The organism is Cytobacillus sp. FSL R5-0377 (genome assembly GCF_038004385.1).
In the GTDB taxonomy this organism is placed as follows: domain Bacteria; phylum Bacillota; class Bacilli; order Bacillales; family Cytobacillaceae; genus Cytobacillus.
Window position 1 is genome coordinate 626,947 of record NZ_JBBORA010000001.1, and the last position, 13,763, is coordinate 640,709.

Sequence of the window (13,763 nt, forward strand, 5' to 3'; positions counted from 1 at the left end):
CACAACCCATGGCCAAAACCAATTCCTCCCTTAAATATAGAGCGTAAAAACACCCTGCACTAACTGGTGCAGGGTGTTTCGGTTGGTGTAATTAATGTGAACAGCTGGTGTTCTTGATCTTTGATCCGGTTTCGCCGCTCAGCAGATCTCCGCCTGTAGCCGTAATGACTTCGTCTGTTACTGTGTTGGAAATCGTATTTGCCACAATTTGAAGCAGTTCATTGACATCCACCTGGGATTGCTTGAATTCCTGTACAACAGGAATCTCGTCCAGCTGCTGTTCTAATTTGGCTATTTTTTCTTCCGTTTTCTTTAAGGCTTCAGCTTTTCCATAATGCTGAAGATTGACTGCCTGCTTTTGCAAACCTTTGATGGCTGTAATGGTAGCAGTAACCTTTTCATTATCATTAATTTGTGCTTCTGCACGTTTGAAGAAATCTACTTCCTCAGTTTCTGCAATCATGCGTGCCAAATCCTTCGCACGTTCAACAATCTCACTCTTTGTGTATTTAGCCATTACTGATTCACCTCAACCGCATCTAGTTCTTCAACAACCATTTCTCCATTTAGGGACCATGTCTTTGCATCTGTTACTTTTACTTTTACAATTTTGCCAATCGCTGTTTTTGGACCTTTAAAGTTTACAAGCTTATTCTTTCTTGTGTATCCTGCAAGAACTTCAGGGTTGTTCTTGCTTTCTCCTTCCACAAGAACTTCGACAATCTGGCCTTTATACTTTTTCATTGCCTCCGCCGAAAATTCATTCACAACTGCATTCAGGCGCTGAAGACGCTCTTTCTTTACTTCCATTGGTACGTTATCCACCATTTTGGCGGCAGGTGTACCTTCACGAGGTGAATAAATGAATGTATAAGCAGCTTCGAAGCCAACCTCCCTGTATAGGGAAATTGTTTCTTCAAATTGCTCTTCCGTCTCATTAGGATAGCCGACAATGATGTCAGTTGTAAAAGTTGCCTCTGGAATAGCCGCTTTAATTTTGCGAACCAGCTCCAAGTATTGTTCCCTCGTATATTTACGTGCCATTATTTTCAGGACATCCGTAGAACCGGATTGAACCGGAAGATGAATGTGCTCTACCAGATTGCCGCCTTTGGCAAGCACTTCAATCAGATGATCATCAAAGTCGCGAGGGTGACTGGTTGTAAAGCGTACGCGCGGAATATCGATTTTGCGCATCTCATCCATTAAATCGCCAAGACCATATTTCATATCCTCAAAATCTTTTCCATATGCGTTTACGTTCTGCCCCAGAAGGGTAATTTCCTGATAGCCCTGTGCCGCTAACTGCCGCACTTCCTGAATGATGTCCTCGGGACGTCTGCTCCGCTCTTTTCCGCGAGTGTAAGGAACGATGCAGTAAGTGCAGAATTTATCACAGCCGTACATAATATTAACCCATGCTTTAATATTGCCGCGGCGCACTTTTGGAAGGTTTTCAATTACGTCACCTTCTTTAGACCATACTTCAATAACCATTTCCTTTGACATATAGGCTTCTTGAAGAATATTAGGAAGACGGTGGATGTTGTGTGTTCCAAAAATCATATCTACCTGGTTATATGTTTTAAGAATCTTGTTAACAACCGATTCTTCCTGTGACATACATCCGCAGACTCCAATCAGAAGATCCGGTTTTTCTTTTTTTAAGTGTTTAAGATGGCCAAGCTCTCCAAACACTTTATTCTCAGCATTTTCCCGGATGGCACATGTATTGAGTAAAATAACATTAGCATCTTCCACTGAGTCTGTCGGCTCATAGCCAAGACCAAGGAAAATGCCAGCCATTACTTCGGTATCATGCTCGTTCATCTGGCAGCCGTATGTGCGGATATAGAATTTGCGTCCATTTCCCATTCCGTGAAATTCGTCAGGAATGTTAAAATCTTTATGATATTTTACTTCTTCTTTACCGCGTTTTTTCGCTTCCTTTAAGGAAGGTGCAGTGTAAACAGTTTCAAAGTATTTGCTGTAATCTTTTACGGATTTTTTGTCCGAAGGATTTGCTGTTTGCACTTGCTGGCTTTCTAAACGTTGTTTTTCGTTCATCATTTATCCCCTTTCTCTTTTTCCTGAGCAGCATCTATCATTTAAACTCATTTTAGCTATGATCATGTTGTGCAAAAAATATATGTGCACATTATTATAGTATAAGGCTTTCTAATAGTTAAAACAATAGAAAACCGTACTCCGGCACTTATCTGCAGCTATTACTTGTATGTACGATCAGAGACATTTCTAATCCTGCACTATCAATTATACTAGACTAACTTTAATATTTTGTATGTGACAACTGTCACATACATTTACAATCTCCTATAGACTCTCTCGCTTAGGCCATTCCCCAGTATGCAGATATTTTTCCCGGATAATTTTAAATTTTTCACTATTTTTCTGGTAGGTTTCTTCAAAATCCGTCTTGTATTTCCCCGGTTTATACAATAATTTCCCCAAGGTCACATTTAGCCGTAACAGATTATATAAAAGAAGCCCGGATGCCCCGGGCTTCAAGTCTATTACATAAATTCAGCTGCAAGTTTATCAAAGTGAGCTTGATCAAGCTTAAGGTCCGCTTGTGATAATGGAGTTTCAGAGTAACCTGAAAGCAGCTCCTGATAAGACTTTCGCTCTGTGTCCTGATAGATTAAGCCAGTTACAAGACCACTGTGCTTCATTAGAGTCTGCATAGCCATTTCACGGCTTGAATGATCATAGCCTTCCACATCGCTAAGCTTAGTCAGGTTTTCTTTAAACCAGTCATATGTGTTTACTTTGTTGTATGTAACACATGGGCTGAACACGTTAATTAAGGAGAAGCCATCATGCTTGATTCCCGCTTCGATTAACGCAGTCAGATCTTTAAGATCCGTTGAGAAGCTCTGCGCCACGAAAGTCGCACCAGCTGTTAATGCCATTTCCATTGGAGAAATAGCCTGTTCAATTGAACCTTGCGGAGTGGACTTCGTTTTGAAGCCAGCCGCAGAACGAGGTGAAGTCTGTCCTTTTGTTAAACCATAGATTTGGTTATCCATTACGATATAAGTAATGTTCACATTACGGCGGATCGCATGGATCGTATGGCCCATACCAATCGCGAATCCATCTCCATCACCGCCGGATGCAATAACAGTTAAATCACGGTTAGCCATTTTAACACCCTGGGCAATCGGAAGTGAACGTCCATGAATGCCGTGGAAACCATATGAATTGATATAGCCGGAAATACGTCCGGAACAACCGATGCCTGATACGACAGCTAGATTCTCAGGCTCTAAACCAACATTTGCTGCCGCACGCTGAATCGCAGCCTGCACGGAAAAGTCGCCACAGCCCGGGCACCAGTTTGGTTTTACATTATTTCGAAAATCTTTAAATGTGGCCATTTAGAACAACTCCTTGCATTTTGTGTGGATTTCATGCGGCAAGAATGGATTTCCGTCGTACTTTAACAGCTTATATACTTTCTCAGCATGTCCGACGTTCATCTTCATAATGTTCGCTAATTGTCCTGTAGCATTGTTTTCAACTACAGCAATTTTCTTAGCTGTTTTTACAAGCGGCAATAATTCATCAGTTGGGAAAGGATGAATCAGGCGAACTTGTGCATGGTTTACTTTAATGCCATCCTGTTCAAGTCTGCTCATAGCTTCCTCAATTGCCCCTCTTGTTGAGTTGAAGCCAACGATCAGCAGGTCCGCTTCTTCATGCGGAGCATTTTGGTGAACAGGTGTATTGAATTTAATGTTTTCAATCTTGCGGAAACGCTTATCCATTTGCGCGTTGCGGTTTGCAGCTGATTCTGAAGGTTTTCCAGTTTCATCATGCTCAACACCTGTTACATGGTGAATGCCGTTCTTCATGCCAGGAATTACACGTGGAGAAACCCCATCTTCTGTAACCTCAAAGCGCTTAAAGTAGCCTTTGTTTTCAATTTCAGGAAGTTCTTCTGTAACAAGCTTTCCGCGGCGGATTTCAACTTTACTGAAATCAAGCGGCTCCACTGTCTGTTTTCCAAGAGATAGCTGCAAATCTGACAGTACAATAACCGGACACTGGTATTCTTCTGCAAGGTTGAATGCTTCAGCAGTGTCATAGAATGCTTCCTGGACAGTACTAGGAGCAAGAACGATTTTTGGAATTTCGCCATGAGTTCCGTAAATCATTGCCATTAAATCAGACTGCTCCTGTTTTGTCGGAAGTCCTGTGGAAGGTCCTCCACGCTGTGTATCCACGATAACTAAAGGTGTTTCAGTTATCCCTGAAAGGCCGATCGCTTCCATCTTAAGTGAAAGTCCGGGACCGGCAGATGCTGTAAGCGATCGGACACCTGCGTAGTTAGCACCGATTGCCATTGTAACAGCGGCAATTTCATCTTCAGTCTGGATAACAGATCCGCCAAGCGCAGGAAGCTTTTTAATCAGGTATTCCATGATTTCGGATGCAGGTGTAATTGGGTAAGCAGCCATAAAACGGCAGCCTCCTGCAAGCGCACCAAGAGCGATTGCATCGTTGCCAATCATAAATAAACGCTTCAGCCCGTCAGCTTTTTCAAGCTCCATTAATTCCACATCATCACTGAGCTTTTCTTTCATGAAATCAAAGCCTGCCTGAATGGCTTCCATGTTCTTATCGACAACCTGCTGTCCTTTTCGTCCAAAAATCTCTTGAACTACTTCTTCAAATACTTTAATATCTAAATTTAGAACTGCACATGTTGCACCAACAGCAACCATGTTTTTCATCAGGGATGTACCAAGCTCTGTAGCAATCTCTGTAAAAGGCACAGCATACAAAGCTGCATTCGTATCTTCTGGCTGTTTAGGATCAAATTTCGCATCTGCAATCATGATCCCTTTATCGTGAAGTTCTTTGTAATTTAAATCAATTGTTTCCTGGTCGAAAGCTACCAGAATATCTAAATCATCTGAGATAGAACGAATTTGTGACGTGCTTACGCGAATCTTATTGTTCGTGTGCCCGCCTTTAATACGTGATGAAAAGTGGCGGTAACCGTACAGGTAGTACCCTAAACGATTTAGTGCAATGGAAAAAATCTCACCAGTACTTTCAATACCTTCCCCTTGCTGTCCTCCAACTTTCCATGAAAGTTGATTGATCATGTCTTACACCCCTTTAGATACGTTAAGAAATTATGTAAAAACGTTTATTAAATATCAGCGTAGTACTTGTCCAGTCAATCCCCTAAATCAACATGCTTTTATGGCTATATTCTGGAAGCTGGATGGGTACTAAACGCTTTCAATTCTAGACCTATGTGTCTAAAAAAGCAACCCTTTCCGGGCATTTATCGGATAAAAGATGAATATTTTTTTATTTTTCGAAAAATGCTAAAAAGATGTTTTCATTTTTGATTTTTGAAGTTCCTCATATCCCTTGATATATAGTTTTTTTACCATTTTCACTTTGGAAACCTGCTATAAAAATTGTGAAATAAAAATTGTTCAACTTGTATATCAGAATAATATTTTATTAGTTCATTTATCAGGCTGTCGTATTTTCTTGCATCCTCCAAATCTGCAATTTTTCCTTCTGTACCATCAAAATCCGAACCAAACCCCACGTGATTCTCTCCCCCAAGTGAGCATACATGCTCCAGGTGCCTGAGAATATCGGTAATTGTCGCTGTTTGTCTGCCTGATAAAAATTCAGTCACAAATGTAATGCCCATCACACTGTCCCTGTCTATCAGGGCTTCAATCTGTTCATTCTTTAAATTGCGGGGATGCGGGCACAGCGAATAGCAGTTCGAATGAGTGGCAATAGGATAGTCGGCCCATTCCATCACATCCCAGAAGCCCCGTTCCGAAAGATGGGACACATCGCACCATGCTTTGCTGGCATTTAGTTCAAAAACCACCCCTTTGCCAAACGAAGACAGGCCTGCCCCCCTTTCTTCAAGCACTCCATCAGCCGCACAGTTTGCATAATTCCAGGTTAACCCCACTGAAGATACTCCCAGCCTGAGAAGAGTCTTCAATTTCAGCATATCGCAGCCAACCGCGTCGCAGCCTTCCAAGGTCAGTATAGCCCCTGCCTCATCATCCTTCAGCATGCCGATGTCCCGGGCATTTCTAATGAGCTTTAATTGCGGGTTGGGTTTAAGCACTTTCTCGAAAAACAAATTGGTCATATATAAGGCTGCGTTGAACTTCATTTCCGGATGGACAGATTCCGGCACATATATGGCAAAGCACTGGACCTTTAAGGCGGATGCCTGCATCGCATCCATATTTACCTGTAGACTGCCTGAATTTTGAAAGTTAATCTTTCTATCCATAAACATTTTATATAAAACATCACAATGTGCATCAAATATTTTCAAGCGTCCTTCCTCCTTTTTTCATATCATTCTCTTTTTAAGAAGCTCTTTCTAAAAAAAGGCTGTCTTTTTTTGAATTCTCCCCTGCAGGCACTCCTCATAACTTACTGGAATTTGCTGAGTTGCTCTGCGCTTTGGGCACTTCATCCCCAAATTGCAGACGTATTTTCTTCGTGAGGTAGTTTTTCGAGGAAGCTTCATCAATGTCCTGCGCGAGGAGAGTGAAATGTGAGACCCAGCAGGCGAAGACAGGGTTCCTTAATGCAGCAAACATAACGAAAACAGCCTATTAAAAAAAGAACCTGTTTGCCTATAATGCAAACAGGTTTTATTATTTTTTGTTAGATCTATATTTTACTGACTTCTGCATATGACAAAGGATGATTTCCCATTCTGAAGCTTCTGAACTAACGCGGCTCCACAATCAGCTTAATGGCAGTCCGTTCTTCGCCGTCAATCAGGATATCCGTGAATGCAGGGATACAAATTAAATCCACTCCGCTAGGCGCTACGAATCCTCTTGCGATCGCTACTGCCTTAACAGCCTGGTTCAATGCACCCGCACCAATTGCCTGGATTTCCGCATTTCCTCTTTCGCGAAGAACTCCGGCAAGCGCACCAGCTACAGAATTAGGATTAGATTTTGCTGAAACTTTTAATATTTCCATTCCTAGCTCCTCCTCGTTTTACCCCTCCTGTATGCATTGCTCAAAGCGCTGATTAGCCTTCTGGAGAGACCATTTGCCTTTAGACAGGCAATTTCTTTCCGGTCATAAACAAGCCGCTTTGATGGAATTCAGCACCAGGTCTATATATCATTCCATTGCTACTATATTCAGCTTGGAATTCACATATTCCGGCTTGGACAAAAAAAGCATGGTTTCCTGGCTGATTTTCTTCCTGAGTTCTGCTTGTTCAAGGAAAATCTGAGCTGAAGTCTGGTTTCTCCTAATAAAAAAAACTGCATCCGGCTCATTCGGATGCAGTTTTTATCTAATTAAGAGTAAAAAGGATGGTCATCATTTATTAAGATCCGGTCAATTTTTTTAGCCAACCCTGTTTTAGGGTTTAGTTCAATAACAGCTGCGCTTAACTGAGTCCTGCCTTCTTTCGGAACTTCAAATCGAACCGGGAGTCCGGAGAGAAACCTTTTGATTACAGCTTCTTTTTCAACACCAAGAATACCGTCATAAGGACCTGTCATACCCACATCAGACATAAAGGCAGTCCCGCCAGGCAAAATGCGGTTATCAGCTGTCTGGACATGGGTATGCGTACCTACGACTGCTGATACTTTTCCATCCAGGTACCATCCCATGGCCTGCTTTTCACTTGTTGCTTCTGCATGAAAATCAACGAAAATGAATGGAGTTCTTTCACGGGCTTCTTTTATCAGTTCATCCGCCTTTTGGAAAGGACAGTCACTTGTATTCATAAATGTTCTGCCCTGAAGGCTGATAACTGCTACTTCCTCTGTATTAAACTTTAAGAACACCATGCCTTTGCCAGGATTATTAGAAGGAAAATTGGCCGGACGAACCATGTATTTTGCCCGGTCAATAAATTCAAAAATTTCCCGGTTATCCCACGTGTGATTCCCGAGAGTTACCGCCTGAGCACCAGCCTCCAGAAAACCCCGATAAATCTTTTCCGTAATCCCCTTTCCTCCTGCTGCATTTTCCCCATTAATAATCGTAATATGCGGCCGGTATTTTTCTTTAAGCTTCGGTACATATTCAGTGATCATATCCCGGCCCTGGGATCCCACTACATCTCCGACAAACAATATATTCATGTCCTATCCCTTTCTGTTTTTAAAGATATATGTATGCTTTTCCAATCCTTTTTATTAGTGTAACACAATTGCCCCCCTTAACTTAAAGCACAGCTTGGAAAAGAAATAAAGCGATGCATGCGCATCGCTTTATTTAGCATATTCAACGGCCCTCGTTTCACGGATAACCGTGACCTTGATATGGCCTGGATAATCAAGTTCCTCTTCAATCTTTTTACGGATATCCCTTGCCAGACGATGAGCTTCAAGATCATCAATTTGCTCGGGCTTCACCATAATGCGGATTTCGCGTCCAGCTTGAATGGCGAATGATTTTTCAACACCATCATAGGACTCGGAGATCTCTTCCAGCTTTTCCAGACGGCGAATATAATTCTCAAGCGTTTCTCTTCTTGCTCCAGGTCTTGCTGCTGATAATGCATCAGCTGCAGCGACAAGTACGGCAATGATTGATGTTGGCTCTGTGTCACCATGATGGGAAGCGATACTGTTTATAACAACAGGGTGCTCCTTATACTTAGTGGCAAGTTCCACACCGATTTCAACATGGCTTCCTTCCACCTCATGGTCGATTGCTTTACCGATATCATGAAGCAATCCTGCCCGGCGGGCCAACGTTTCGTCTTGTCCCAATTCGGCAGCCAGCAGTCCTGAAAGCTGAGCGACTTCCATTGAGTGCTTTAAAACATTCTGGCCATAACTTGTACGGAATTTTAATCGGCCAAGAATTTTGATTAAATCTGGATGCAGGCCGTGAACACCAACCTCGAAAGTGGTTTGTTCACCGATTTCACGGATGTGTTCATCCACTTCACGGCGGGCCTTATCAACCATTTCCTCAATTCGGGCTGGATGGATGCGACCGTCCTGTACCAATTTGTCTAAAGCTAAGCGTGCAGTCTCCCGGCGAATTGGATCAAAGCCGGATAAAATAACCGCTTCCGGTGTATCATCAATAATCAGATCAATTCCGGTAAGAGTTTCCAGAGTACGGATATTACGGCCTTCGCGGCCAATAATGCGCCCTTTCATCTCATCATTTGGCAGGTTGACAACTGATACAGTAGTTTCTGCTACATGATCAGCTGCACATCTTTGGATAGCCAGTGACAGGATTTCCTTTGCTTTTTTATCCGCGTCTTCTTTCGCTCTAGTCTCGCTCTCTTTTACCATAATGGCGACATCGTGAGCCACTTCCTGCTCCGTGCGCTCTAAAATGATGGATTTTGCCTCTTCACGAGTCAAGCCTGAGATGCGTTCCAGCTCAGCTTGCTGCTCTTTAATCATCTCTTCCACTTTGCTTTCCATCTCTTCAATATGCTGTTGTCTTTTGCTAAGAGAATCGTCCCTCTTTTCTAAAAGCGCTTCACGTTTATCTAACGTTTCATCTTTGCGATCAAGGTTCTCTTCTTTTTGCATTAAGCGATTTTCTTGTTTTTGCAGTTCATTTCTTCGATCACGAACTTCACCTTCCGCTTCAGTGCGGAGTTTGTGAATTCCATCTTTCGCTTCAAGCAGGGCTTCCTTCTTAGTAGCCTCAGCTTCTCGCTTTGCGTCTTCCAAAATCTGCTCAGCAGCATCTTTAGCTCCTGCAATTTTAGCTTCGGCAATTGATTTGCGAACAAAATAGCCAACAAAAGCACCGACGATTAGGCCAAGCAAAATGGAGATGATTGCTGTTACTAGATCCATCATTTCACCTCCTCTTGCTATGAACTTGTTTGTGTTACGTTTTTTAAAGTGTTGGCATGTACATTGTCCAATTCAATATACAGCACTAAGGCTTTTAAACGTTTCAATCTTAAAAAAGCACTGGGCATCCATTTGACGGCTGGCTAGTTAATTAACGTATGAAAAGCCAATGGAGCCTAAAGCCAGACAATGTCTGACTCAATAAGAATTTCTTTACATATAAAATGTAAAATATACATTTTTAATTGTAAAGCTGTGGAATTTTATTGTCAAGGGTTTGTCTTAAAGGCTTTTCTTAATATTTCGATTGGTTTGAACACTTCTGAAAAGGCTCTTTTCTTATAAATTGTTGTTTGTCGTTTATCAATGTTGTCCGTTGATTGCAGCGAAGGGATGCTCAAGCTTTTCCGCGAGGCGGGCGCCTAAGCTCCCCCGACTCTAAGCGTCTGCGGGGTCTCACCTGTCCCGACGTTGAATAAGCTTCCTTGAGGATACTGCCGCACGAAGAAAATGCGAATGTATTTTCGAGGATCTCGCACCTCCCGCTGCAATCAACTCACTATATATAATACTTAGCAGCAATCTTTGCGAAAAAACAGCCTTTAAAAAAAGCAAAGCCGCTCAGGACTTTGCTTTTCCTTTGTATTAATCGATCAGCTCGAATTCTTCCTGCTCTTCGTCACCGCTGGCTACTTTTTCTTCATCAAGCCCGTAGTGTTCACGGATTTGTTTTTGGATAGTCAGGCGGATTTCAGGGTTTTCTTTTAGGAATACTTTGGCGTTTTCACGGCCTTGTCCCAGGCGTTCCTCATTGAATGAGTACCATGATCCGCTCTTTTGGACAATATCGAGCTCAGAGCCAAGATCGATGATTTCACCTTCCTTGGAGATTCCTTCACCGTACATGATGTCAACTTCCGCCACTCGGAATGGAGGAGCGACTTTATTTTTAACAATTTTAATCTTTGTTTTATTACCAACCATTTCATTGCCTTGTTTAAGAGTTTCTGCGCGGCGCACTTCAAGTCGGATGGAAGAATAGAACTTCAATGCGCGCCCCCCAGGAGTCGTCTCAGGGTTTCCAAACATAATTCCGATTTTTTCACGGATTTGGTTAATGAAAATCGCGATTGTCTTTGATTTATTGATTGCGCCTGATAGCTTACGAAGTGCCTGTGACATTAGGCGGGCCTGCAGACCCACATGGGAGTCACCCATTTCTCCTTCAATTTCAGCCTTGGGAACAAGGGCTGCCACAGAGTCAACTACGAGAATATCAATAGCACCGCTTCGAACAAGGGCTTCTGCAATTTCAAGCGCCTGCTCTCCGGTATCCGGCTGGGAAAGAAGAAGCTCGTCAATATTTACACCAAGCTTTTGTGCATAAACAGGGTCTAAAGCGTGTTCAGCATCGATAAACGCAGCTTGACCTCCGCTTGCCTGGACTTCTGCAATAGCATGCAGGGCAACTGTTGTTTTACCGGAGCTCTCCGGTCCATAGACTTCAATAATACGTCCTCTTGGATAGCCGCCTACCCCTAGAGCTGCATCAAGAGCAAGAGACCCGCTTGGTACAGTGGAAATTTTGCGGTCACTCTGTTCCCCGAGCTTCATGATAGAACCTTTACCAAATTGCTTTTCTATTTGTTTTAACGCCATTTCAAGAGCTGCTTGACGATCACTCACTAATAGTTCCTCCTTTTATATAGACGAATCTATCTTTTGATTAGATTCGTTTTGTCTCATCTCAAAACCTAACTCTACTATAAACCTTTTCATTGCATTTGTCGAGCAAAAAATCGAACATCCATTCGATTTTTTTGCCGGGTTATTTTGCCCGAAAATATCAAGACTGCCGGGAAAAGTGAGGTTTTTCAGGGGTCAATCAGTATATGAAATCGCATTTAAGCAAGTAGTCTGACTATTATTCCGGCTACTAAAAACTCAGAACGCATTTTCAGGCGTTCTGAGTTTCTTTTAATGCCTTAATAAGAAAATGGCAGCCGTATTTTACTGTACGAACCCGATTGGCTGCACGGGTTCCTCCAAGGTTCAGCTTTTCAGTCTGAACCGGCCTTCCTTTAATCCAGATGCCTAAATATACGGTCCCGACCGGGTTGCCTTCCAATTCATCCGGACCGGCGACACCTGTGAAGCTGATTCCAATATCGGCATTTGTCAGACTCGCGACATTCTCTGCAAGCTCGGCTGCACACTGTGCACTGACGACCCCATCGTTATCAATCGTCTCTTTGCGGACATTTAATACTTTCGCCTTAACTTCGTTTGTATAGCAGACCACACCGCCCTTTAAAAGGCTGCCGGCACCCGGAATAGATGTAAACTTCTCCTGGAACATGCCGCCGGTTAAGCTCTCCGCAGCGGAAATTGTCATGCTGCTCTCCTTAATCAGCTTGGTAAGCTCATACATAAGGGAAGTATCATCATAGCCATAGAAGTATTCACCGACACGATCAAGGATTTTAGACTCCGCTTCATCAATCAGCATCATAGCCGTGTCAGGCTGCCTGTGCTTTGCTGTGAGCCTCAGAGTAACTTCACCATCAGAAGCAAGCGGAGCAATGGTTGGATTACTCTGCGCATCAATAATATCTTCAATTTCCGTTTCAAGCATGGCTTCTCCAATCCCGAAGAAATGAAGCACCCGGGAAACAATCACGCCATCTGTGCCGAGTTTTGATTGCAGGGCTGGAAAAGCATGTTTGAGGAACATGGGCTCCATCTCATTTGGCGGCCCCGGAAGAAGCATAAAAACATGCCGGCTACTATCGATCATCATTCCAGGTGCCATACCATGCTCATTAGGAAGCACCTGTGAATCCTCAAGAACAAGAGCCTGCTTTTTGTTATTCTCCGTCATCTCTCTGTTGGTGCGTTTAAAATAAAGCTGTATTGATTCAAGAGCCTGTTCGTCCATGATGAGCTCTTTGCCAAGATGGCGGGCGATCGTTTCTTTCGTTAAGTCATCCTTTGTCGGTCCAAGTCCGCCCGTGAAGATGATCAGCTCTGAACGGCCTTCGGCAATTTTGATCACTGATTTCAGGCGCTCAGGGTTATCTCCAACCACTGTATGGTAAAAAACGTTAATGCCCAGTTCAGCAAGCTGCCGGGAAAGAAAGCGGGCATTTGTATTAACGATTTGTCCAAGTAATAGCTCAGACCCGACAGCAATAATTTCAGCATTCATTCAAAAGCCCCCTTCCTGGGTAGAGTAATTATTTTGAGTTAATGAAGGCTTGCTTGTTTTTAGCAAAATAGTCCCAGCCGGACCAGATTGTAAAGAACATCGCAATCCATAGGGCTATCAGGTCAAACCGGATTGAAACCATTTCAAAAACAATGTTATGTAAAAGCAGTGCAGAAATGGCTACAATTTGAGCCCAAGTTTTAATTTTGCCAAGCTGATTCGCTGCGACTACTTCTCCTTCCCCCGCCAGAACAAGCCTTAAACCTGTTACAGCAAATTCCCGGCTGATTATAATAATGACAATCCATGATGGAGCCAGACCAAGATCAACCAGTACAATTAATGCTGCTGAGACGAGGAGCTTATCAGCAAGCGGATCAAGAAACTTGCCCAGGTTTGTAACCAGATTGTACTTGCGGGCAAAATAGCCGTCTACCCAATCGGTAACCGAAGCAATAATAAAAATTAGTGCTCCAATCAGATGGGTAACGGGCATTTTAGCCCCTAATAACTCTACATTTCCCCATGAAAGAGGGACTAGCATGACGAGCAGAAATATTGGTATAAGCAAGATACGGGACACTGTAATTTTATTTGGCAGATTCATGTTTTACCTCCAAGTATAATAAAGTGAAACTTCGATCAGTGGGGGCTTTATTTCCCACTGATTGTTAGTTGAGGCCCTCAGGAAGTGGGCCTCAAAGACGTTG

Annotated in this window: 11 protein-coding genes; all 11 read right to left on the bottom strand. The window is 42.9% G+C overall.

Annotated features, from left to right (window positions below):
• Nucleotides 1-91: 91 nt before the first annotated feature.
• The 11 genes from NSQ49_RS03100 to pgsA all read right to left on the bottom strand — a co-directional run bounded on the left by NSQ49_RS03100 (nucleotide 92) and on the right by pgsA (nucleotide 13,660).
• Complete coding sequence (locus NSQ49_RS03100; RefSeq protein WP_159862737.1) at nucleotides 92-517, bottom strand: RicAFT regulatory complex protein RicA family protein; 426 nt, start codon at nucleotides 515-517, stop codon at nucleotides 92-94.
• Nucleotides 517-2,070: a tRNA (N6-isopentenyl adenosine(37)-C2)-methylthiotransferase MiaB gene (miaB, locus tag NSQ49_RS03105; RefSeq protein WP_251282846.1), complete on the bottom strand. Its 1,554-nt coding sequence runs from the start codon at nucleotides 2,068-2,070 to the stop codon at nucleotides 517-519. The genes NSQ49_RS03100 and miaB overlap by 1 nt, the downstream gene beginning before the upstream one ends.
• A gap of 464 nt (nucleotides 2,071-2,534) precedes the next feature.
• On the bottom strand, nucleotides 2,535-3,401 hold the full coding sequence (locus tag NSQ49_RS03110; RefSeq protein WP_159862735.1) for a 2-oxoacid:ferredoxin oxidoreductase subunit beta: 867 nt from the start codon (nucleotides 3,399-3,401) through the stop codon (nucleotides 2,535-2,537).
• Nucleotides 3,402-5,138 carry a 2-oxoacid:acceptor oxidoreductase subunit alpha gene (locus tag NSQ49_RS03115; protein ID WP_159862734.1) on the bottom strand — a complete coding sequence of 579 codons (1,737 nt, stop codon included), beginning with the start codon at nucleotides 5,136-5,138 and terminating at the stop codon, nucleotides 3,402-3,404.
• A 299-nt stretch (nucleotides 5,139-5,437) separates the two neighbouring features.
• Nucleotides 5,438-6,361: a dipeptidase gene (locus tag NSQ49_RS03120; protein ID WP_251282845.1), complete on the bottom strand. Its 924-nt coding sequence runs from the start codon at nucleotides 6,359-6,361 to the stop codon at nucleotides 5,438-5,440.
• 404 nt (nucleotides 6,362-6,765) lie between these two features.
• Nucleotides 6,766-7,026, bottom strand: a complete 261-nt coding sequence (spoVS, locus tag NSQ49_RS03125) for a stage V sporulation protein SpoVS (RefSeq protein WP_009330666.1) — start codon at nucleotides 7,024-7,026, stop codon at nucleotides 6,766-6,768.
• 329 nt (nucleotides 7,027-7,355) lie between these two features.
• Nucleotides 7,356-8,153 (bottom strand): TIGR00282 family metallophosphoesterase, encoded by a 798-nt coding sequence (locus NSQ49_RS03130; RefSeq protein ID WP_159862732.1) that lies wholly within the window; start codon nucleotides 8,151-8,153, stop codon nucleotides 7,356-7,358.
• A 129-nt stretch (nucleotides 8,154-8,282) separates the two neighbouring features.
• Entirely contained in the window at nucleotides 8,283-9,848 is a 1,566-nt protein-coding gene (gene rny / locus NSQ49_RS03135) for a ribonuclease Y (protein ID WP_396398013.1), read from the bottom strand.
• Between the two features lie 642 nt (nucleotides 9,849-10,490).
• On the bottom strand, nucleotides 10,491-11,531 hold the full coding sequence (recA, locus tag NSQ49_RS03140; protein WP_159862731.1) for a recombinase RecA: 1,041 nt from the start codon (nucleotides 11,529-11,531) through the stop codon (nucleotides 10,491-10,493).
• Nucleotides 11,532-11,802: 271 nt separating this feature from the next.
• A complete protein-coding gene (locus NSQ49_RS03145) occupies nucleotides 11,803-13,053 on the bottom strand; it encodes a competence/damage-inducible protein A (RefSeq protein WP_159862730.1) in 1,251 nt (416 codons plus the stop codon).
• A gap of 28 nt (nucleotides 13,054-13,081) precedes the next feature.
• Entirely contained in the window at nucleotides 13,082-13,660 is a 579-nt protein-coding gene (pgsA, locus tag NSQ49_RS03150; protein WP_159862729.1) for a CDP-diacylglycerol--glycerol-3-phosphate 3-phosphatidyltransferase, read from the bottom strand.
• Nucleotides 13,661-13,763 lie beyond the last annotated feature (103 nt).

Bases quoted from the DNA above. Each gene is read 5' to 3' on its own strand.
- NSQ49_RS03100 (WP_159862737.1), bottom strand. From the start codon at position 517: ATGGCTAAATACACAAAGAGTGAGATTGTTGAACGTGCGAAGGATTTG.
- miaB (WP_251282846.1), bottom strand. From the start codon at position 2,070: ATGATGAACGAAAAACAACGTTTAGAAAGCCAGCAAGTGCAAACAGCA.
- NSQ49_RS03110 (WP_159862735.1), bottom strand. From the start codon at position 3,401: ATGGCCACATTTAAAGATTTTCGAAATAATGTAAAACCAAACTGGTGC.
- NSQ49_RS03115 (WP_159862734.1), bottom strand. From the start codon at position 5,138: ATGATCAATCAACTTTCATGGAAAGTTGGAGGACAGCAAGGGGAAGGT.
- spoVS (WP_009330666.1), bottom strand. From the start codon at position 7,026: ATGGAAATATTAAAAGTTTCAGCAAAATCTAATCCTAATTCTGTAGCT.
- NSQ49_RS03130 (WP_159862732.1), bottom strand. From the start codon at position 8,153: ATGAATATATTGTTTGTCGGAGATGTAGTGGGATCCCAGGGCCGGGAT.
- rny (WP_396398013.1), bottom strand. From the start codon at position 9,848: ATGATGGATCTAGTAACAGCAATCATCTCCATTTTGCTTGGCCTAATC.
- NSQ49_RS03145 (WP_159862730.1), bottom strand. From the start codon at position 13,053: ATGAATGCTGAAATTATTGCTGTCGGGTCTGAGCTATTACTTGGACAA.
- pgsA (WP_159862729.1), bottom strand. From the start codon at position 13,660: ATGAATCTGCCAAATAAAATTACAGTGTCCCGTATCTTGCTTATACCA.